Origin of the sequence: Rugosimonospora acidiphila (assembly GCF_039543385.1) — a bacterium.
In the GTDB taxonomy this organism is placed as follows: domain Bacteria; phylum Actinomycetota; class Actinomycetes; order Mycobacteriales; family Micromonosporaceae; genus Rugosimonospora; species Rugosimonospora acidiphila.
Genome location: NZ_BAABJQ010000026.1, coordinates 102,830 through 121,406 on the forward strand (window position 1 = coordinate 102,830; position 18,577 = coordinate 121,406).

General features: G+C 71.4%; 21 protein-coding genes and 1 pseudogene. 9 read left to right on the top strand and 13 right to left on the bottom strand.

Annotation, left to right across the window (positions count from 1 at the left end):
* The first annotated feature begins 167 nt into the window (after positions 1-167).
* Together ABEA87_RS32655 and ABEA87_RS32660 are read left to right on the top strand one after the other, a co-directional pair.
* Complete coding sequence (locus ABEA87_RS32655; RefSeq protein WP_345636209.1) at positions 168-1,814, top strand: alpha-amylase family protein; 1,647 nt, start codon at positions 168-170, stop codon at positions 1,812-1,814.
* Positions 1,815-1,905: 91 nt separating this feature from the next.
* Positions 1,906-2,424: a Dps family protein gene (locus ABEA87_RS32660; RefSeq protein WP_345636211.1), complete on the top strand. Its 519-nt coding sequence runs from the start codon at positions 1,906-1,908 to the stop codon at positions 2,422-2,424.
* 114 nt (positions 2,425-2,538) lie between these two features.
* Here ABEA87_RS32660 and ABEA87_RS32665 read toward each other — a convergent pair whose 3' ends face one another.
* The 3 genes from ABEA87_RS32665 to ABEA87_RS32675 all read right to left on the bottom strand — a co-directional run bounded on the left by ABEA87_RS32665 (position 2,539) and on the right by ABEA87_RS32675 (position 3,907).
* Entirely contained in the window at positions 2,539-2,733 is a 195-nt protein-coding gene (locus tag ABEA87_RS32665) for a hypothetical protein (protein WP_345636213.1), read from the bottom strand.
* Positions 2,734-2,850: 117 nt separating this feature from the next.
* On the bottom strand, positions 2,851-3,153 hold the full coding sequence (locus ABEA87_RS32670) for a DUF1905 domain-containing protein (RefSeq protein WP_345636215.1): 303 nt from the start codon (positions 3,151-3,153) through the stop codon (positions 2,851-2,853).
* A gap of 49 nt (positions 3,154-3,202) precedes the next feature.
* Entirely contained in the window at positions 3,203-3,907 is a 705-nt protein-coding gene (locus ABEA87_RS32675) for a hypothetical protein (protein ID WP_345636217.1), read from the bottom strand.
* Between the two features lie 315 nt (positions 3,908-4,222).
* Between ABEA87_RS32675 and ABEA87_RS32680 the strand changes: the two genes are divergently transcribed.
* From ABEA87_RS32680 to ABEA87_RS32695, 4 genes are all read left to right on the top strand, one after another.
* The gene (locus ABEA87_RS32680; RefSeq protein WP_345636219.1) at positions 4,223-4,789 is read left to right on the top strand and encodes a hypothetical protein; all 567 of its coding nucleotides are present in this window, start codon (positions 4,223-4,225) and stop codon (positions 4,787-4,789) included.
* A complete protein-coding gene (locus tag ABEA87_RS32685) occupies positions 4,789-5,616 on the top strand; it encodes an SAM-dependent methyltransferase (RefSeq protein ID WP_345636221.1) in 828 nt (275 codons plus the stop codon). The genes ABEA87_RS32680 and ABEA87_RS32685 overlap by 1 nt, the downstream gene beginning before the upstream one ends.
* A 139-nt stretch (positions 5,617-5,755) precedes the next feature.
* Positions 5,756-6,007, top strand: coding sequence for a hypothetical protein (locus ABEA87_RS32690; protein ID WP_345636223.1), 252 nt, complete (start codon positions 5,756-5,758; stop codon positions 6,005-6,007).
* A gap of 59 nt (positions 6,008-6,066) precedes the next feature.
* Positions 6,067-6,453, top strand: coding sequence for a nuclear transport factor 2 family protein (locus tag ABEA87_RS32695; RefSeq protein WP_345636225.1), 387 nt, complete (start codon positions 6,067-6,069; stop codon positions 6,451-6,453).
* A gap of 27 nt (positions 6,454-6,480) precedes the next feature.
* Here the strand turns inward: ABEA87_RS32695 and ABEA87_RS32700 are convergent, their stop codons facing one another.
* From ABEA87_RS32700 to ABEA87_RS32735, 8 genes and pseudogenes are all read right to left on the bottom strand, one after another.
* Positions 6,481-7,299 carry a helix-turn-helix domain-containing protein gene (locus ABEA87_RS32700; RefSeq protein WP_345636227.1) on the bottom strand — a complete coding sequence of 273 codons (819 nt, stop codon included), beginning with the start codon at positions 7,297-7,299 and terminating at the stop codon, positions 6,481-6,483.
* A gap of 82 nt (positions 7,300-7,381) precedes the next feature.
* The gene (locus ABEA87_RS32705) at positions 7,382-8,248 is read right to left on the bottom strand and encodes an alpha/beta fold hydrolase (RefSeq protein ID WP_345636229.1); all 867 of its coding nucleotides are present in this window, start codon (positions 8,246-8,248) and stop codon (positions 7,382-7,384) included.
* 203 nt (positions 8,249-8,451) lie between these two features.
* Positions 8,452-9,861 carry a glycoside hydrolase family 16 protein gene (locus ABEA87_RS32710; protein WP_345636231.1) on the bottom strand — a complete coding sequence of 470 codons (1,410 nt, stop codon included), beginning with the start codon at positions 9,859-9,861 and terminating at the stop codon, positions 8,452-8,454.
* Positions 9,862-10,090: 229 nt separating this feature from the next.
* A complete protein-coding gene (locus tag ABEA87_RS32715; protein WP_345636233.1) occupies positions 10,091-10,540 on the bottom strand; it encodes an SRPBCC domain-containing protein in 450 nt (149 codons plus the stop codon).
* Between the two features lie 76 nt (positions 10,541-10,616).
* Positions 10,617-10,859 (bottom strand): annotated as a pseudogene (locus ABEA87_RS32720) (alkaline phosphatase PhoX); the annotation flags it as partial.
* 284 nt (positions 10,860-11,143) lie between these two features.
* Positions 11,144-11,782: a nitroreductase family protein gene (locus tag ABEA87_RS32725; RefSeq protein WP_345636235.1), complete on the bottom strand. Its 639-nt coding sequence runs from the start codon at positions 11,780-11,782 to the stop codon at positions 11,144-11,146.
* Between the two features lie 117 nt (positions 11,783-11,899).
* Positions 11,900-12,877 (bottom strand): L-dopachrome tautomerase-related protein, encoded by a 978-nt coding sequence (locus tag ABEA87_RS32730; RefSeq protein ID WP_345636237.1) that lies wholly within the window; start codon positions 12,875-12,877, stop codon positions 11,900-11,902.
* Between the two features lie 100 nt (positions 12,878-12,977).
* The gene (locus ABEA87_RS32735) at positions 12,978-13,853 is read right to left on the bottom strand and encodes an alpha/beta fold hydrolase (protein WP_345636239.1); all 876 of its coding nucleotides are present in this window, start codon (positions 13,851-13,853) and stop codon (positions 12,978-12,980) included.
* A gap of 428 nt (positions 13,854-14,281) precedes the next feature.
* On the opposite strand from ABEA87_RS32735, the gene ABEA87_RS32740 reads away from it, so the two are divergent.
* Positions 14,282-15,850 carry an acetolactate synthase large subunit gene (locus tag ABEA87_RS32740; protein WP_345636241.1) on the top strand — a complete coding sequence of 523 codons (1,569 nt, stop codon included), beginning with the start codon at positions 14,282-14,284 and terminating at the stop codon, positions 15,848-15,850.
* Positions 15,851-15,884: 34 nt separating this feature from the next.
* On the opposite strand, the gene ABEA87_RS32745 is transcribed toward ABEA87_RS32740, so the two are convergent.
* Positions 15,885-16,271 (bottom strand): hypothetical protein, encoded by a 387-nt coding sequence (locus ABEA87_RS32745; RefSeq protein ID WP_345636243.1) that lies wholly within the window; start codon positions 16,269-16,271, stop codon positions 15,885-15,887.
* A 598-nt stretch (positions 16,272-16,869) separates the two neighbouring features.
* On the opposite strand from ABEA87_RS32745, the gene ABEA87_RS32750 reads away from it, so the two are divergent.
* On the top strand, positions 16,870-17,067 hold the full coding sequence (locus ABEA87_RS32750) for a hypothetical protein (protein ID WP_345636244.1): 198 nt from the start codon (positions 16,870-16,872) through the stop codon (positions 17,065-17,067).
* A gap of 61 nt (positions 17,068-17,128) precedes the next feature.
* Here ABEA87_RS32750 and ABEA87_RS32755 read toward each other — a convergent pair whose 3' ends face one another.
* Entirely contained in the window at positions 17,129-17,461 is a 333-nt protein-coding gene (locus tag ABEA87_RS32755) for an ArsR/SmtB family transcription factor (protein WP_345636246.1), read from the bottom strand.
* Between the two features lie 79 nt (positions 17,462-17,540).
* Here ABEA87_RS32755 and ABEA87_RS32760 point away from each other — a divergent pair, with 79 nt between their 5' ends.
* Positions 17,541-18,530, top strand: a complete 990-nt coding sequence (locus ABEA87_RS32760) for a quinone oxidoreductase family protein (protein ID WP_345636248.1) — start codon at positions 17,541-17,543, stop codon at positions 18,528-18,530.
* The last annotated feature ends 47 nt before the right edge of the window (positions 18,531-18,577 follow it).

The following is an 18,577-nucleotide window of genomic DNA, read 5'->3' on the forward strand; positions in this document are numbered from 1 at the left end:
GCATCTCCGCCTCCGGGGGCCGGACACCTCGCACGGGTGCATAGCTGCGTGTCCCCGATCCGGCACCCCGCTACACCTGCGGACCTCGGGATCTCCGGCCGGGTGGCCGCGCGGGTCGGGCGGGCCGGTGGTTTGAACGGGTACGGCCGGCGGGAACCACCCGGGTCGTGAGCGAGCGATGGTACGACGAGGCCGTGGTGTACTGCCTGGAGGTGGAGTCCTTCGCCGACTCGGACGGCGACGGGATCGGCGACTTCCGGGGGCTGATCGGCCGGCTGGACTACCTGTCCCGGCTGGGGGTCACCTGCCTGTGGCTCAACCCCGTCCATCCGTCGCCCCGGCGCGACGGCGGCTACGACATCACCGACTACTACACCGTGGATCCGCGGCTGGGCAGCCTCGGGGACTTCGCCGAGCTGCTGCACCAGGCCGGCAACCGGGGCATCAAGGTGATCATCGATCTGGTGGTCAACCACACGTCCGATGAGCATCCGTGGTTCCGCTCCGCCTGCTCGTCGGCCGACTCGCCGTACCGCGACTGGTACGTGTGGTGCCACGGCGAGCCGGCCGACCGGTACCAGGGCATGGTGTTCCCCGGCGAGCAGCGCGAGACGTGGACCTACCACCGCGGCGCGCACGCCTGGTACTACCACCGGTTCTACGACTTCCAGCCGGACCTCAACGTCGCCAACCCGGCGGTCCGGGCCGAGATCAAAAGGATCATGGGTTTCTGGCTCCAGCTCGGCGTCGCCGGATTCCGCATCGACGCGGCGCCGTTCATCATCGAGCTGACCGAACCGAACGCGACCGAGCCGAGGATGGACTTCGAACTGCTCACCGAGCTGCGGGCGCACGCGTCCTGGCGCAGCGGCGAGGCGCTGTTGCTGGCCGAGGCGAACGTGGCGCCTGACCAACTGCGCCACTACGTGTCCGACGCGGGCGGCTCGGCCAACCGCATCCACATGCTGTTCGACTTCCTGCTCGACGACCGGCTCCTGCTCGCGTTGGCGCGCCGCGACGCCGAACCGATCGTCGAGGCGCTGCGCGCCACGCCGGAGCTGCCGGCCGGTGCCCAGTGGGCGACGTTCCTGCGCAACCACGACGAGATCGACCTGTCCCGGTTGACGGCCGACCAGCGGGCCGAGGTGTTCGCCGCGTTCGGTCCGGACGAGGACATGCGGCTGTACGGACGCGGGATCCGCCGCCGGCTCGCGCCGATGCTCGGTGGCGACCGGCGCCGGTTGGAGCTGGCCTACTCGTTGCAGTTCAGCCTGCGCGGCACGCCGGTCCTGCGCTACGGCGAGGAAATCGGCATGGGCGACGACCTGACCCTGCCCGGCCGCGAGGCGATCCGGACCCCGATGCAGTGGTCCGAGCAGAGGCACGGTGGCTTCACCACGGCCACCGAGCCGGTCCGGCCGGTGATCGCGAAGGGCCGGTACGGGTACCGGGAGTGCAACGTGACCGCGCAGCGGCACGATCCAGGCTCGCTGCTGGGCTGGTTCGAACGGATGATCCGCACGCTGCGGGAGAGCCCCGAGGTGGGCGCGGGGGAGTGCACGCCGGTGGACCAGCAGCTTCCCCCGGCGATCCTGGCGCACCGCGCGGACGGCCCGGCGGGCACCATGCTGTTCCTGCACAACCTGGGCACCGAACGGGTGCTGCTGGACCTGAGCGGGCTCGCCGACCAGGCCGACCACCCGAACCAGGTCTTCGGCAACCAGGCGTACGCCGACGTCGACGGGCTGGACAAGCTGGAGCTGGACGGCTACGGGTACCGGTGGATCCGGCTGCGCCGCAACTCAGGAGGCTGAGCCGCGCCGACGGCGGGGCGATCCGCGTCACGGCATAGCGACCGCGAGGGTGGGTACGCAACCTGGGACGGGGCGAGCGAAGGGGGAGACCATGGCACGGAGTTCAACGCCGGCGTCCGAGCGGAACGTCATTCGGCCCACCAAGGCCAACGGGCTGGTGAACGTCGACGTGTCGGCGGTCGGCAACGACCTGCAGGACACCCTGGTCGAGCTGACGGACCTGCACCTGCGGGCCAAGCAGGCGCACTGGAACGTGGTGGGACGGCATTTCCGGCAGGTGCACCTTCACCTGGACGAGCTGACCGACGAGATGCGGGGCGCGGCCGACCTGGTGGCGGAGCGGGCGGTCAGCATCGGGTACCCGGTGGACGGCCGGCCGTCGACGGTGGCCAAGTCGACGCCGCTGCCGGAGTTCCCGGCCGGCCAGGTGGTCGACGACGAGGTGGTAGCGCTGATCACCGAGGCGCTGGCCGACGTGTGCGGCTCGGTGCGCAAGCGGGTCGAGCACACCGACGAGCTGGACCCGGCGACCCAGGACCTGCTGATCGAGGTGCTCCAGACGCTGGAGAAGCAGCACTGGATGTTCGCCGCGCAGAAGGCCGGGACCTGATCGGCGGACCCGCGGATCCGGCAACGACCCGGAGCGCCGGCGTGGGGGCGGTCGAGCACACCGCTCGATTGGCCCCACGCGTGCGCGTCACGGCCGGTGACGGCCTCGCCGCCGCTACATGTTGCGCTTGGCCTCCTGCTTGGCCATCATCGGATCGTTGCCCTTGCCGATCCGCTTGAGGGCCTCGCGGAGCTCGCTCTCGTCCATCTTCGAGCTGCCCTCGATCCCCATGTCGTGCGCCTGCTGCCGCATTTCGTGAATATCCATCATTCCGCCCTGGCCGTGTCCGGCCGCGTCCTGCTTGCCCACTTCATGCCCCCTCGTGGTGGCTGGAGGACCGTATCGTCCTACCGCTCTCACCGGGTTTTCCCCGATCCCGTGGGGGCAAACGGGGCCGCGCGTCCACCGGCCGGCGGCGCACCGGGCCTAAAAGTCGACCAGTTCGAGGGTCACGGCCGCGGTGTCACCGACGTCCAGGCCCTCCTTGTCGCGCACGGCCCGCTTGACGGGCAGCACGTACGTGTTGTCCGCGCTGCTCGGAAAGATGGACGTCCGCCACGTGCTGCCGCCGATGGTGACCCGGACCCGCACCGAGCCGAAGCCCCGGCGCGGACCGCTGTCGAGATCCCGGATATCCTCCGCGACCTCGGCCGGCAGGTTGACGAAGACCCAGGTCTCGGTGCGCCTGGCGTCCCAGATCCACAGCTCGGCATCGAATGACACGATCACCGGCCCAGCATCACACGCCGGGGCGCGCCGGCAACGCAGGGGGCGGCGGTCAGTCGTTGTCGTTGTAGAGCGTGGCGGGTCGCTGGACGCAGCCGATCGGCAGGAAGCCCCAGCCGAGGACCGGGTCGCGGACCACGACCGCGGCGCCGTCGTTGGTGGTGAACCGGTACCTGACGGTGGACCCCACGGTCCCCGCCGGGGTGGCCCAGTGGCCGCCGTTGGAGCCGAAGTCGGTGCCGTAGAAGTAGTTGTAGTACAGCTCGCACGCCGGGTTGGCGGGCACGGCGGTGCCGTCCCCGGCCTGATGCGCCGCGGCGTTGTAGTCGCGGCCGAAGGTGCGACGGTGGGACAGCGTGGACTCGGTGGTCGACGAGCAGCTGTCCGCGGTGTCGCCCAGCGCGGCACCCATCGAGCCCGGCATCACCCAACCGCACATGTTCACCGCCCCCTGGGCCCGGCCGTAGTGCCAGTTGGCCGAGCTGGTCACCTCGTCGTCGAACCTGTCGCCCGGCATGAGCCTGCCGAGGTAGTACCCGCTGGGCTTGTTGACGATCCAGCTGCCACCGCCCGCGATCGGCGCGCCGTCGCTGGGCGAGTTCGCGGTCTGGATGGCGTGCACGTGACCGGCCTGTGCCGGCGTGACCGCGCCGAGCACCGCCGCGGCACAGCCGGCGAGCACCACCGCGGCTCGGCGAAGGACGCGACCGCGCTCGCGGGCGGGATGCGGACGGTTACGGACCTGCCGGAGTCTCATCGCGCCTGACCTCCAAGATTGTGGTTACCGACCGCCACAGCGGGGCCGTGGCACCACCGATTCCACGGCCGGATCGTGAATCACTGCCGACGAGTTGATCTCGGATGACCGATTCCCCGATGAATTCTCGCATCCATTCCCGTCGCTGCGGGCGCGGCGCCACGCGGGGCCCCCTCAGCACCGGGCGATCAATCCGCGCGACGGCGGCGTGGGCGGCCGTCCGCGCCAGAGATCGACATTTGGAAATGGTGATCAGCGTCTCTTGGTTGCTAGGCTGCGGTTGGCCGAGTCCACACCGGACAGAGGGGGCCGGGAATGTCCGCTCATGTCATGCGCGAACTGCTGCTTCGGGTTCAGGTCGACGCCAATTTCGCCGAGCGGGTGCGGGTCGACCCCGACGCGGCCACCGCGGAGTATGACCTCACCGACCGGGAGCGGGAGACGCTGCGCGGGTCGGATTGGTCGCTGCACGCCTTCCTCGTGCCCAGGCACCGGCTACCGGCCGACCGGGTGGAGCTGGAGGCGGAGCCCAACATGGTCTTCCTGCAGGGGCAGCCGCCACCGGACAACCAACTGCCGCCGTTGACGGTGCCCGACGTGACCCTGCCCGAGCCGATGTCCAACCTTCACCACCCGTTGGTGGCGCCACCGGACGAGGTGTCGCCGCCGCCGACCCAGACGCCGCCCACGGAGAATCCCCCGACGGATCCGCCGGTCGGGCCGTTCCCTCCCCCCGACGAGTGGGAGTCGGGCGGCAACCAATGGGGCCGGCGGCAGGTCGACGTGGCCGCGCAACAGGCGCTGATTGAGGAGATTCAATCGACGACCGGCGAGCTGCGCCGCGCGAAGCTCACGGCGTTGCTGGAGGGGCTGAATCTGTGATGACCAACGGCGGGATCAATCGCGGCACCGACATCTACATCGTCGGCCTGGGTATCAAGACCATCCAGCACATCACCCGGGAGGCCGAGCAGGCCATGCGGTGCTGCACGAAGGTCTTCTTCGTAGATGACGGGTTCGGTGTCGAGGAGTTCATCAGTTCCCTTGGCGCCGAGGCGCGGCCGATGATGCACCTGTACCAGGAGGGCGGCGAGCGGCGGCGGACCTATGTCGCGATGGCCGCCAGCGTCCTGGACGCCGCCCTGGACGAGGGCCCGGTCTGCTTCGCCAGCTACGGCCACCCGCAGGTCTACGTGCACCCCACCCGCCTGATCCAGGAGGGCGCGGCGCTGCTCGGGTTGACGGTGCGCGTGCTGCCCGGCATCTCCGCCCTGGATACGATCATCACCGATGTCGGCCTGGACCCCGGGCCGCAGGGGCTGCAGATGTACGAGGCGACCGACGTGCTGGCCCGGGCCAGGCCGCTACAGCCAGACGTGCCGTGCCTGCTGTGGCAGGTCTCGGCGGTGGAGACCGGCCTGTACTCGCGGCAGCGGGGCAACGCCGCCCGCTTCGCCCGCCTGCAGCGGCACCTGCTGACGATCTACCCGCCCGAGCACCAGGTGACCATGGTGTTGAGCGCCAACTACCAGTTGCTCGACGCGTGGCAGGAGTCGTTCCCGCTCGGTGAGCTGGCCGAGCGGCTGGCCGAGGGGCTGCAGGCCGGCACGCTGTACATCCCGGCGGTGCGTCCCCGGCCGATCACCGACATCGGGCTGCTGCGCGAGGCCAACGATCCCGAACACCTGCGCCGGATCACCGCCGGCTGACCCCACCGCGGTCGCGTGGCGGCGCCCCGCCGTCGCCACGCGGCGCCCCGCCGGGTGTGGGTCAGCCGAGGCGCCGGACGAACGCGCCGTTGCCCGAGAGATCGTTGTCTGCCGATGGATTATCGGTTAACTCTCTTTCATGAAAACACGTCTCGTGGCCGCCGTGGGGCTGGCCGCCGCCGGTGTCGTCACCGCTCTCAGCTTCTCCCCGTCCGCGCAGGCCACCCCGCCCACCTATCTGGAGTACGGCTCCTACAACTGGAATGACCAGTGCCTGAGCGTCGGCCACGCCGGACAGGTCAACCACACCTGGAGCGCCTACTACTGCGTGACCGTCACGCCATCCGGCCCGACCGGTCCGGGCCTGTACGACCTCTACGTCCAGCGCTGACGGCCCACGGGCGGGGAATCGCCGGTACCGACCGGGTGCGCTCTGGCATCGTGGAGCCCGTGGCAGCCGACAGTGTCGATCCGCGGCAACGCCCGCCGGCCGAGGTGTTCGAGGATCACCTCCGGTTGGCCCAGGAGGGCAGGCTCGACGAGGACCTCGCGCGCAACGTGTCGCCGGATTGCGTGCTCCTGGAGCGGCGCGGGGTGTTCCACGGCCGCGAGGGAGCCCGCGAACTGGCCCGGTACCTGACCGAGGAGGTGCCCCACGCGCGGTACGGCTACACCCGCCGGCTCGTCGAGGGGCGCTTCTGCATGCTGGAGTGGACGGCGGACAGCGACGGGGCACGGGTACGCGACGGGGTCGACTCGTACGTCATCGAGGACGGCTGGATCGTGGCGCAGACGATCCGGTACACGGTGGAGCCGAAGACCGGCGGCGAGTCCTGACCCCGCCCACCGGGCCTGGTGGGCGAGTCACCCGGTTCGTGCGCGCCCGGTCAGGATGTCTCGCGTCGCGTCGTCGGCGGGGTAGAGATATTCGATGATCATCCCGGCGAGCGTGATGTCGGAGGGCGCGCCGAAGGACGCGGTGACGCTCAGGAACCGCAGGGTGCCATGCTCCGACTCGTATTCGAGGGGAAGCGCGATCCGGCGGCCGGGGTCGTCGACCACGACCGGACGGTCTTCCACCCCGGGGTAGCCCGCGAGTTCCTCGCGAAGGGCGGCCAGTTCGGCGCTGTTGGCGCCGATCGCCTGTCGCCGCAGCCGGTGCAGCAGGTGCTGGCTCCACTCGCCGAGGTTCCTGATCCGCGGGGCCATGCCCTCGGGGTGCAGAGTGAGCCGCATGATGTTGACCGGCTCGGTGAGCAGGGCGGGCGCGACCCCGGCCAGGAGTATCCGGCTGCCCTCGTTGGCGATCAGCCGGTTCCAACCGCTGTCCACCACCGCGGCCGGATAGGGGTCGTGCGCCGCGAGCAGCCCGCGCAACGTTTCGTTCACCACCCGCAGCTGCGGGTCGTCGTCGGGACGGGCGAGGTATGCCGGGGCGAATCCGGCGGCGAGGAGCAGTTCGTTACGGTCCCGCAGGGGCAGGTCGAGCTGCTCGGCCAAGCCGAGCACCATTTCGCGGCTTGGCCGCGACCGTCCGGTTTCGAGAAAACTCATATGCCGAGGGGAGACGTTGCCCGCCAGCGCCAGCGCCTCCTGGCTGAGCCGCCGCGCCAGTCGCCACTGGCGCAACAACGGCCCGAAGCCGTATCCGTTCTGCCGGGCGGCGCCCACGGCGCTCAGCATACCCGTCACGATCTTGCCTCTGTTCCGCCCGTTGTGCCGCCGCCCGCCCCAGCGGTCGGCGCCGCCAGGAGGAGGCGCCGCATCATCCGGTGAACTGATGATCGGTCGTGACCCGGGAGCCCTCGGCCGCCGCGGCGGCGAAGCCACGGATGTCGTCGAGCAGCCTCGGCAGGTGGGTGATGAACAGCCCGTGCGGCGCACCGTCGTAGACCGCCAACGCGGCCGCCGGCAGGATCTGCGCGCTCCGGCGACCGCACAGGTCGATGGGGTTCGACGCGTCGGCCGTCCCATGGATGACCAGTGCGGGCACCCGCACCTCGGCCAGTTCGGCCCGGAAGTCGGTCTCCACCACGATCCTGCTGCATCGCGACAGGGCGTACAGCGACGTCCGTTCCATGTCGCGCGTGCCCCAGGCGACGATCTCCGGCGACACGTGGCAGGCCGGCAGCCCCGCCCCGACGAAGGGCGGTGTGTTCGCCGCGATCCACCCCGGCCAGTCCCGGCCCCATTCGGCCCACACACCCTCGAAGACCGAGCGGTCGATGCCGCCCGGGTTCTCGTCGGTACGCAGCAGGAACGGCAGCGTCGCGCTGACCAGTGCGATGCGTGATACCCGTTGCGATCCGTGCCGCGTCAGGTACCGGACGATCTCGGCTCCACCCATGGAGTGCCCGACCAGGGTGGCCTCGCGAACGTCCACATGCGACATCAGGGCGGCCAGGTCGTCGGCGAGGGTGTCGAAGTCGTAGCCGTCGCGGGGTTCATCGGAGCGACCGTGGCCGCGCCGGTCGTAGGCCAGGCACCGGAAACCCGCGTCCACCAGGCCGCTCATCAGGTGCTGCCACATGCCGCTGCTCAATCCCTGGCTGGCGAGCAGGACAACCGGCCTGCCCTGGCCCCAGTCCCGGTAGTACAGGGACGTCTCATCGCCTGCCTTGAAGTACGGCATCGTGCCCACCTCCGTGTGTCAACCGCCAACACGGATCAGGATCGTGCCCGGCACCATCCGGCACCATTACCCGGCGGGTAAGGGGCCCTCGCCGCGCGCCATCCGGCCGGGCCGGATCGGCCGCCACCACCGATCCCGGGCCGTCCCGCCGGCCCGCCCCGGATCGGTGATGCGGGCCGGCGGGGAGGCGTCGGGCGCGCCGGTTAGTGGCCGAAGCTCAGCCAGTTGAGGTTGACGAAGTCGGTCGGCTGCCCGCTGGTGAAGGTGACGTACACCGTGTGGGTGCCGGTGACCGCGGAGACGTTCGCCGGTACGGTTCGCCAGCTCTGCCAGCCGCCCGTATTGGCGACGGCGAAGCTGCCGATCGGGGCGTTGGACCGGGAGTCGAGGCGCACCTCGACCAGCCCGCTGATTCCGCCGGCCGCGCCCGAGGCGACCCGGCCGTTGAACTGCCGCGCCGCGGTGGAGCCGAAGTTCACGTTGTTGAACTGGAGCCAGTCTCCGTTGGCGATGAAGCCCACGTCCTGACCGCCGCCGGTGTCCGTCGTCGCCTCGGTCTGGGTGCCCGACTGGGCGCTTGCGGACTCGGCCTGGATGGTGCCGTAGGCGTTGACGCCGCCGGTACCGCCGCCGCCGGTCGGGGTCGGGCTGGTCGTGGGCGGGGGAGTGCCGCCGCCCGAAGAGGAGGAGCTGTACACCGCGACGTAGTCCACGTTCATCGGCACGCCGGAGGCGGTGGAGCCGGTGGGGCCGCCGCCGAACGCGCCGGGGAAGCCGCCGCCCATGGCCACGTTGAGGATGATGAAGAAGCCGTGGTGGGTGGCGTTGTTCCAGGTGGTCGCGTCGACCTGGTTGGCGTTGACGGTGAAGAAGTTGTTGCCGTCCAGGTACCAGCGCAGCTGCTCGGGTGAGACGCTCCGGTCGTACTCCAGCGCGTAGGTGTGGTAGCCGGTCTGGCATCCGCCGCAGGCGCGCTGCCCGCTGCCGATGCCGGTGGTCTCGTTGCACGGGCCGCCCGGACTCACTCCACAGTGGAGGGTACCGAACTCGGAGCTGAGCCCGTTGATGTCCTCCATGACGTCCCACTCGCCGATGCCCGGCCAGTTGGTCGCGCCGACCGGCCGGGCCGCGGCGCCGAGCGCCCAGAACGCCGGCCAGTAGCCGAGGGCGGCGGCCCCGCTGACGTTGGGCTGCTGGATGGATGCCTCGATGCGCAGCTTGCCGCCGGCCGGCGCGGCGAAGTCGGTGCGCTGTGTCTCGATCCGGCCGGACGTCCAGTTGCCGGAGCCGTCCCGTACCGGCTTGATGACCAGGTGGCCGTTGCCGTCCTGGTACACGTTCTGGGTGCTGTTGGTCATCGACTCGACCTCACCGGTGCCCCAGTTGCCCGCTCCGCCGGCGTAGCCGTGGCCGAGGTCGTAGAGCCAGTTGCCGGTGTTGACGCCGGTGCCGGCGGCACCGTTGAAGTCGTCGCTGAACACGGTCGTCCAGCCGGAGGGGGGCGGCGGCACCGCGGCGCCGGCGTTCAGGGTGGTCGCCAGCGTCGCGGCGACCGTGGCGAGGGCGGCGAGCCCGGCCAGCACGAGGCGGGTTCTGCGCGGGTTGGGTTCCATCGGGTTCCTTAGGACGGAGGGAACGCCGGCGACCGCGCTGGGCGCGCGGCCGGCGATGGTGACCGGCCGCGGACGGCCGGTAGAGCGCTCCCAAGGGGGCCGTGCGCGCAGTGAAAATGCTGTGAGAGCGCTCTCTCAGATGTGTACAGCCGTCCGGTGGACTTGTCAATAGACATCTATGGATGTGCTGATCTCGGTCTGGCGGTCTCCCGCGCGCACCGCCGAGCGGTCAGGCGGTGAGGGTGTGGCAGCGGGCGGCGAGGGCGGCGGCCGCGCGTTGGTATTCGGTGGTGATCGCGGCGCCATGCTCGGCGACGACGGTCGCTGCCAGGGTGCCGGTCCACTCCTCGGTGTCGGTGAACCGGGTCCCGCGGCCGGGCAGCGCGTCGAGCGCGAACGTGTGCCGGCCGAGCAACACCTCGGGCAGCCCGCCGGACCAGACGAGCCGGTGTGGTGGGCGCACCTCGAGGATTTCGGCGGTGAACGCCTGGTCGCCGGCCACGCCTCCGGTGAGAGTGAGTCGCAGCTGGGCGCCGGCGACGGCCTCGGGTACTGGCGCGCCGACAGTCAGCGTCGGATGCCAGGCGGGGTAGCCGGCGAAGTCGGTCAGTACTCGCCAGATCAGCTCCGGCGGTGCCGCGATGTCACGGTGGACACGGACGAACGGCGTGGTGGGCATGGGCAGCGAGGCTAGCCGCACCCGGCGGCGGGATCCACCGGTTATCGGTCGATGGTCGAGGCGTGGTCGCGTCGGGCTACCGGTCACGCCGCTGCCAGGGACCGGTGATCACGCAGGTCAGCCCCGGGTACTGGACGTTGACGAACAGGTGCTTCCCGTCCGCGGTGAAGCACGCCCCGGCCAGCTCGCTGGCGCCGGTGGGGCCGGGCCGGGGAAAGTCGTCGGGGTCCCAGTGGCGCAGGTCGAGTGGGGCGATGACCTTGGCGAGGTTGGCGATCGTCCCGCTCGGTGTCAAGATCCGCAGCCAGTTGTCGCCGCCGTCGGCGTCCTCGCCGTCGCCGTCGCCATCGTGACCCCGATCCCTCGGCTCTCACCGCGACCCAAACAGCCCGGCCCGAGCCCCCGACCGGATTCTGCCGCCGCGAGTCTCGGTGCGAGATCAGACTCGCCCGTGCGCCCCACGGATCGGCGCCGGTCCCGTGAACGGCCATCGAATGCCGGACGTCGATGAGGTGATGGCACGCCCGGCCGTCACCGGCTCCGAACGCGGGTGGGTGTGGATGCCGCCGGGATCGGGATCGCGGCGGCCGAGGCTCGCGTTGCCTACCAGGTGTCCCAGCGGATCACCGCGTCCGGCGCCGGGCGTGCGGCCGGCCGGAAATCGGTGCCCTTGGTATATGCCAGCGGGGTCAGGACGGCCTGGGCGACGGTGTCGTACGGGATGCCGAGGATGTCGGCGACCTCCCGCTCACGGGCCAGGTGCATGCCTGTCCACGCGGTACCGAGCCCGCGCGCCCGGGCCGCCAGCATGAAGCTCCACATCCCCGGAAGGATGTTGCCGAGGCCCGCGGTGGCCGAGGCCCGGTCGGCGCCCTCGTTGCAGCCCAGCACCAGCACGGGAGCCTCGCCCATGTGCTCGCCCAGGTAGTCGGCCGAACTGGCCACCCGGCCCTGGACGCGGTCGCGCTCGGGGTCGCCGGTCGGCCGGCCCGGGTAGCCGGGCGAGGCCTTGTACAGGGCGTAGACCTGGCCGTAGACCTCGCCGATCGCGCGCCGCTTCTCCGCGTCCCGGACGACGACGAACCGCATGGTCACCATGTTCGACCCGGACGGGGCCTGCAGGGCCATCGCCACGCACTCACGGACCAAGTCGTCGGGAACCTCGCGCGTGAAGTCCAGGCGCTTGCGCACGGCGCGGGTGGTGGACAGCAACTGATCCGGGCTGAGGTCGTGCGGTGTCATGCGGACGATTATAAGATCCGGTTCGGGCGCCGTCCGGTGACGGGGGCGACGGCTGGCGCGCCGCCGCGGTGCCCGCCGGGTTGGCGTGACGGCTGTCACTCCGGGGAGTCCGGCTGGTCAGGAGTGGTCGTTGGCCGGTGGGGCGGCGTCGACGCGCAGCTTGTAGATGATGATCGGATACTGGATGGCCTGCCGGCCGCCGGCCATTCCCGCGGACCGGTTGAGTTGGGCCGCGGGGATCCACAGGAAGCCGTCGTCGCCGATCCAGAGGGCATCCGTCGAGACCAGGCGCGGGTCGGCGACGAGCGTGTCGACCCGCCGATCCGGCCACAGCCGCAGGATCCTGCGGCGCTCGACGTCGCCGAGGTAGATCACACCATCGGCGTCGATGGCGGTACCGCCGGTGGTGGGGGTGTCCAGCCACCGCTCCACCCGGCCGGCGAGCGAGCCGGCCGGCAGGTCGGGGTCGTCGAGCCACCGCGTCCCGATCCGCGACATCGGCCCGGAGGCCGGCTGGAAGTACAGGTACTCGCCGTCCGGGGACACCTCCAGTTGGTCGGCGTGTACCCGCACCTCGTCGCCGTGCGGGTCGCGCTCGATCCGGCCGTCGGCGCGCATGGGGCGCCGAGCCACGGTGGCGGGGTGGTGGTCGAGCGCGCGGCGTAGCTGGCCGGTGCCCCGGTCCAGTACGAGCAGCCCCGGTTCGCCCGCGTCGGTCAGATACACCAGATCGCCGTTGAACCGGATGTCGTCGATGTAGCTGTGCTGTCCGGTCTGCCCGTCGAGCTGGTACACGTCGATGACCTCGTCCGTGGCCAGGCTCACCACGATCAGCCTCGGCCCGTGGGGCACCCGGGGCTGCCCGAGGCCGGGTGCGCCCGAGTCGACGATCCACAGGTGCCCGTCGGGCCCGATGCGCAGACCGTTCACGCCGACGAACGCGCCGGCCGGGTCGTGGTTGTCGCGCACCGCGTTCCAGCCCTCGTCCGGGTACGGGCGCATCGTCCCGTCTTCGGCCAGCTCCGCGACCTGGATTCCGGGGCCCTCGACCGAGGGGAAACTGACGAAACAGCGACCCTCGACGGTGGTGGTCACGCGCCGGTGCACACCCGGTCCAGCCGGTACGCCTCGAGGAGGCGTGGATCCGGCTCGGTCGGCAGGTCCGCGGTGCCCATGCCGTTGGCGCGCGGTGCGGTCAGGCCGGCTGGAGGAACCGCAGGAGCCGAGCGGCGGACTGGTCCGGCTGCTCCTCGAAGATCCAGTGGCCGGAATTCTCGACGACGCCACCGCTGACCGTCGTGGCGTACTGCTTGGCCTGGCTGGACATCGCGTCTCCGTAGCTGGCACTGGCGCCGAGGGCGAGGACCGGCATGGTGAGCTTCGTCTTGGCGTACTCGGCGTTGTCGGCGACGTCCTGGGGCAGCGCCCGGAAGTATTCGAAGCTGGCCCGCAGGTGAGCGTCGTCCCGCAGGTACCGGGCGTACTCGTCGACGTCGTCGCCGCCGATGCCGCTGGCCTGAACCCGTAACGATTCGCAGAACCGCTCCACCCAGAGGGCCTCCCGGCCGTTCACGATGTCTTCGGGCAGCCCGTTGGGGAGGCTGAAGAAGCCAAAGTTCCAGAAGCCCGGCCCGTGCGGTGTCAGCGACGGGGCCTGGTAAAGGGTCTGGTCCGGGATGGGCGCCTCGGTCAGCACGAGGTTGCGCACCTGGTCGGGATGGGCGGCGGCGTACGCGTACGCGACCATCGTGCCGATGTCATGGCCGACGACGCTGACGTCGCGTTCGAGGCCGAGCTGGCTGAGCAGACCGTGCACGTCGGCGGCGAGCGTCTTCTTGTCGTAGCCCTCCGCCGGGGCGTCGCTGCCACCGGCGCCTCGCAGGTCGGGCGCGATGACGGTGTAGTGCCGGGCGAGTTCCGGCAGCACCTTGCGCCACATGTACCAGGTCTGCGGATAGCCGTGCAGCAGTACGAGCGTGCCGCCCTGGCCGCCGCGAATATAGTTGATCGTGACGTCGCCGACACGCGCGGTCTGCTCGGTGAACGACTCCGGCACCCGCTCGCCGCCCATGTGGCCACACCCTTCCTCGTCGTACCCAGTCGGTGGGCTACCCACGGTCTGGTCCGATACACCTGTACGCGTTCGCGAGCGCGCCTGGTGAGCGTCCGCGGGCGCGGCGGTTCACGGTGTGGGGTCCGGGCCAACGGACAACCGGGCGTCCATCGGCCCGACCCGACATCCACCGCTCCAGGGCCCGAGGCGGGGCATCGCGCACTTACCCGGCCCGCGCGAGAGCCGGATCGGGCGACGGATCGGGCGGCGGATCGGGCGGCGGAGCGGTTCGGTGGATGCGGGGCGGCGATCCGGTTCCGGTGGTTAGTCTGCCGATAGGAGCCGTCACGCCGCTCCCGAGCCGCGGTGAGGCCGGAGCGGGACGGTGAGGCCGGAGCGACGGCGGTGAGGCCGCGACGCGCGGCGAGTGGCGAAGGGCGGCGGCGATGAACGGCGCGGAATCTCTGATGCGTACCCTCGCTGACGCGGGAATCGAGGTCTGCTTCGGCAACCCGGGTACGACCGAGCTGAAGCTGGTCGGGGCGCTGGACACGGAGCCCCGGATGCGTGGCGTTCTCGCCCTGTTCGAGGGCGTGGTCACCGGTGCGGCGGACGGGTACGCGCGGATGGCCGGCAAGCCCGCCGCGACGATGCTGCATCTCGGGCCGGGCCTCGGCCATGGCCTGTCGAACCTGCACAACGCCCGGCGGGCCAACTCGCCGATGGTGAACATCGTCGGCGACCACCCGACGCACCACAAGTCCTACGATCCGCCGCTGGAATCGGACCTCGACACCGTCGCCCGCTCGCTGGGGGGACCCATCCGCCGCCCCGCGAACGTCGCCGGCGTGAGTCAGGACGCGGTCTCGGCGATCGCCGACGCCCTCGAACCACCCGGCCAGATCGCCACCCTGATCATGCCCGCCGACGTTTCATGGTCCGATGGCGTGGCCGCCGACGGCGACGGGGACCGTCCGATGGTGCTCGCCCGACCGGTGTCGACGGTCAAACCCGCGGTGGTGAAGCGGATCGCCGAGGTGCTGCGCGGCGGGGACGAGACAGCGCTGATCATCGGCGGCCCGGCGGGACGGGCGGCGGGACTGTGCGCGGCGAGCCGGATCGCCGCGGCCACCGGCGCCCGAGTCTTCCTGGAGCTGCACTCGAGCCGGGTGGAGCACGGGGCGGGGCTGCCCTCGTTCCCGCACCTCGGCATGTTCCCCGAGCGGGTCCTGCACCAGCTCGACGGGGTACGGCACGTGATCGTCGCCGGCACGCCCGTGCCGATGGCCTTCTTCGCCTACCCCGACAAGCCGAGCTGCCTGGTCCCCGAGGGCGCGCGGGCCCACGTCCTCGCGGAGGTCGGCGAGGACGCGACCGAGGCGTTGACCGCGCTCGCCGGCCTGGTCGCCCCCGACCGCCAGCCGGAGGTCAACGAGCCGGGCCGCCCGGCGATGCCGACCGGCCCGCTCACCATCACGACCTGGCCGGCGGTGATCGGCGCCCTCCTGCCGGAGAACGCGATTGTCGTCGACGAGACCATCAGCTCCGGCGCGGGGCTGCACGCCGCCGTCGCCGGCGCGCCGCGGCACGACATGCTGCAGCCCTGCGGCGGCGCGATGGGCGAGGGGATGCCGCTCGCGGTCGGTGCCGCGATCGCCGCGCCGCACCGGCCGGTGGTCGTCCTGGAGGCCGACGGCTGCGCCGTCTACACCCTCTCCGCGCTGTGGACCCAGGCCCGGGAGCGGCTGAACATCACCAACGTGATCCTGAACAACCGCTCCTACGCGACGCTGCGGGATGAGTGGGAGCACCTCGGCACCGACCAGTCGGATCCGCACAGCAACCCACTGCTGGACCTCGGCCACCCGGACCTCGACTTCGCCGCGCTCGCCCGCGGGTTCGGCGTGGCGGCCAGCCGCGCCACCACCGCCGAAGAGTTGGCCGAACAGTTCAACCAGGCGATCGCCGAGCCGGGCCCGCACCTGATCGAGGCGGTCATCCCGCCCATCCGATAACGCCCGGGGTCTCGGTTCGCCGTCACCGACGCGGTCAGAAGAGGTAGCCGGAGTCGGTGACCCGGAGGGTCTGGATCCTGGTGCCCGCCGCGCAGCGCAGGCCGGTGTCCTTGCCGAACGGCACCACCGCCACCTCGGGGATCGCGCCGTCGCAGCTGAGCTTCTCCGAGCTGCCGGCGTAGTCCTCGGCCCAGGCGTCGAGCACGGCGGAGGCCAGTATGAGCCCCTGAAGCTGGGTGATCTTCATGGTGTACAGGGGGTCGGCGGAGCCTCCGATCGTCACGTCGAACGGCACCGTCACGCCGTCCACCTCCCCACCGCACCGGAAGGTCTTGGTGGTGCCGTCGAAGACCAGCGCGTCGGCACAGTCCGGCTCCACGGCGACCTGCTGGCCGGTCTGCCCGCGCAGGTCGATGGCCATCTCGGACCGAAGCTGACCCAACGGTGTGGCCGGCGGCGGTGACGAAGTGTAGGACGGTGTCGGTAGGCCGGTCGGGGGTGGGGAATAGGTGGGACCGGGGGAGACTGGCACGGGGTCGTAATCGTTGGGTAGGGCGGTCGGCCTGTCATCGGTGGCGCTGCTGGCGACGCAGGCGCAGCAGGCGAGCAGAGTTCCCGTTGCTGTCGCCGCCAAGCGGGTCGCGAGGGTCATGACGCCGACCCCCGCTCGGCGTCTCGAACCGCGTCGGCGACCCGCCTTGCGGCCCACCGCTTCCGTGATCCACATGGGACCAATCATCCGCCGGTGGGCCCTGCACCATGAGCCCTCGACCACTCCCTCGCGGAGGCGATCGTGCGTACAGCCGGGCCCGCCCCGGGGCGGCGTCGGCCGACCGGCGGCGGCATCGGTGGTGCTGGTCGTCGTGGCCATCGGGGAGCCGATAGTCAGACGTGTCGGGGTCAACCCCTATTCCGGCGTCAGGGGTGCCTCGTGGAATTTCCCGGTATCCCGTGTTGACCACGCCGGGCAGAGTGGAGCCACGAGACGAGCGGCGCGAGCCCGGCGATCGGAGAACTCCATGAAGGTGCCCACCGGCGCGGACCTGTGGCGCTCGGTACGGGTGGGCCTCGCGCTGCTCGCCCTGGCCAGCACCGCCCGCGCCAGCCTGGCGTCCGCCTATGCCGCACCCGCCGACGCCACACCCGCCGACGGTGCCCCCGCCGGCGACCGGTCGCGCGAGGGACGGCCCGCCCCGGTGGCGACGCCGCAGTGGTGACGTCTCGGTGGTGACGTCTCGGTGGTGACGCCGCGCTGCCTACGGCTGCTCGGGCGTCGGTCTACGGCGCGGCCCGCTTGTCGGCCGCCAGAATGCTGTCGAGCAGGCCGGGGAAGCGCCCGTCGAGGTCGGCCAGGCGCAGCGTGGTCCACCGCCGGTTGCCCTCTTCGCGCTGGTGAATGAGTCCGGCCTCGCGCAGCACCCGGAAATGGTGGGTGAGCGTCGAGGGTGCGACGTCCACCGGGAACGTGCCGCACGCGCGTTCGGGATCGGTGCGCAGGGTGCGCACGATCGTCATGCGCGTGCGATCCGCCAGCGCGTGCAGGACGTCCAGCAGGTCGTAGTCCCGGGCGTCCGGGTGGACCAGCGCCGCCCTGCGCTGCGATCGTGGCATCGCGCACCTCTCTTTCGATGACTATCGTACGTGCGCTACTGTCTGCGTCGTACGACGAATATCGTAGAAGGTGGGATCGATGCGCGCGCTGGTGATGAGCGCCCCGTCACAGGGGCCGGAGCTCACGAGGGTCGAGAAGCTGTCCGAGCCGCGTCCGGCGCCGGGGCAGGTGAGCATCGAGGTGACCCACGCCGGCATCAACTTCATGGACGTGATGGCCCGACGCGGCGATGTCGGGTACGCGTCGGCCTGGCCGTACGTGCCGGGGATGGAGGTCGCCGGCACGGTGCGCGAACTCGGCGACGGGGTGACCGGACTCGCCGTCGGCCAGCGGGTGGCGGCCCTCATTCGCAGCGGCGGCGGGCTGGCCGAGGTGGCCGTGGCTGAGGCGTCGCTGACGGTACCGCTGCCGGGCGCGGTCGCGTCCCCCGTCGCCGCCGCCGCGCCGCTGATGCTGTCCACCGCGTTGCTGCTGCTGACCGACGCGGCCCGGTTCCGGCCGGGGGAGACCGTGCTGATGCACTCGGCCGGCGGCGGGGTGGGTTCCGCCGTCGCGGGGCTGGTGCCGTTGCTCGGTGGCGGGTCGCGCATCGGCGTGGTCGGCCGCGCGAACAAGGTCGCGGGAGCGCGGGACGCCGGCTGGGACAGCGTGCTGGTACGCGGCGACGACCTGGCCGCGCGGGCGAGGGAGGTGGCCGGTGGCGGGGTGGACGTGATCCTGGATCCGTCGGGTACCGGCATGCTCGACGTCGACCTCGAGGTTGCCGCGCCCGGCGCGCGGATCGTGCTGTTCGGCAACGCCGGCGGCGGTCGGCCGGAGCCGCTACCGGCGCTGGGGCGGCTCATCGGCGGCAACGTCGCGCTGGCCGGGTTCAGCTTCACCCGGCTCGCCGCGACGGCGCCGCAGCGGGTCGCCTCGGCGCTGTCCCGGGTGCTCTCGCTGCTGGCCGACGGCCAACTCGCGCTGCCGGTCACCGAGGTGGGCTCGCTGGATGAGGTGCCCGCGACGCACCAGCTGCTGGCCGAGGGCCGGGGCGGCGGGAAGTACGTCGCGCGGGTGGCGCCCTGACGCGTCCGGGGCCAGCGCCCCGCGCCGGTGAGGGCGGGGGCCCGACA

Excerpts from the sequence above, each read along its gene's own strand:
- ABEA87_RS32685 (WP_345636221.1), top strand. The coding sequence starts at position 4,789 with ATGACCAACGGCGGGATCAATCGCGGCACCGACATCTACATCGTCGGC.
- ABEA87_RS32675 (WP_345636217.1), bottom strand. The coding sequence starts at position 3,907 with ATGAGACTCCGGCAGGTCCGTAACCGTCCGCATCCCGCCCGCGAGCGC.
- ABEA87_RS32715 (WP_345636233.1), bottom strand. The coding sequence starts at position 10,540 with ATGCCCACCACGCCGTTCGTCCGTGTCCACCGTGACATCGCGGCACCG.
- ABEA87_RS32705 (WP_345636229.1), bottom strand. The coding sequence starts at position 8,248 with ATGCCGTACTTCAAGGCAGGCGATGAGACGTCCCTGTACTACCGGGAC.
- ABEA87_RS32750 (WP_345636244.1), top strand. The coding sequence starts at position 16,870 with ATGAAGGTGCCCACCGGCGCGGACCTGTGGCGCTCGGTACGGGTGGGC.
- ABEA87_RS32745 (WP_345636243.1), bottom strand. The coding sequence starts at position 16,271 with ATGGCCATCGACCTGCGCGGGCAGACCGGCCAGCAGGTCGCCGTGGAG.
- ABEA87_RS32690 (WP_345636223.1), top strand. The coding sequence starts at position 5,756 with ATGAAAACACGTCTCGTGGCCGCCGTGGGGCTGGCCGCCGCCGGTGTC.
- ABEA87_RS32755 (WP_345636246.1), bottom strand. The coding sequence starts at position 17,461 with ATGCCACGATCGCAGCGCAGGGCGGCGCTGGTCCACCCGGACGCCCGG.
- ABEA87_RS32735 (WP_345636239.1), bottom strand. The coding sequence starts at position 13,853 with ATGGGCGGCGAGCGGGTGCCGGAGTCGTTCACCGAGCAGACCGCGCGT.
- ABEA87_RS32740 (WP_345636241.1), top strand. The coding sequence starts at position 14,282 with ATGAACGGCGCGGAATCTCTGATGCGTACCCTCGCTGACGCGGGAATC.
- ABEA87_RS32660 (WP_345636211.1), top strand. The coding sequence starts at position 1,906 with ATGGCACGGAGTTCAACGCCGGCGTCCGAGCGGAACGTCATTCGGCCC.
- ABEA87_RS32700 (WP_345636227.1), bottom strand. The coding sequence starts at position 7,299 with ATGCTGAGCGCCGTGGGCGCCGCCCGGCAGAACGGATACGGCTTCGGG.
- ABEA87_RS32680 (WP_345636219.1), top strand. The coding sequence starts at position 4,223 with ATGTCCGCTCATGTCATGCGCGAACTGCTGCTTCGGGTTCAGGTCGAC.
- ABEA87_RS32760 (WP_345636248.1), top strand. The coding sequence starts at position 17,541 with ATGCGCGCGCTGGTGATGAGCGCCCCGTCACAGGGGCCGGAGCTCACG.
- ABEA87_RS32725 (WP_345636235.1), bottom strand. The coding sequence starts at position 11,782 with ATGACACCGCACGACCTCAGCCCGGATCAGTTGCTGTCCACCACCCGC.
- ABEA87_RS32710 (WP_345636231.1), bottom strand. The coding sequence starts at position 9,861 with ATGGAACCCAACCCGCGCAGAACCCGCCTCGTGCTGGCCGGGCTCGCC.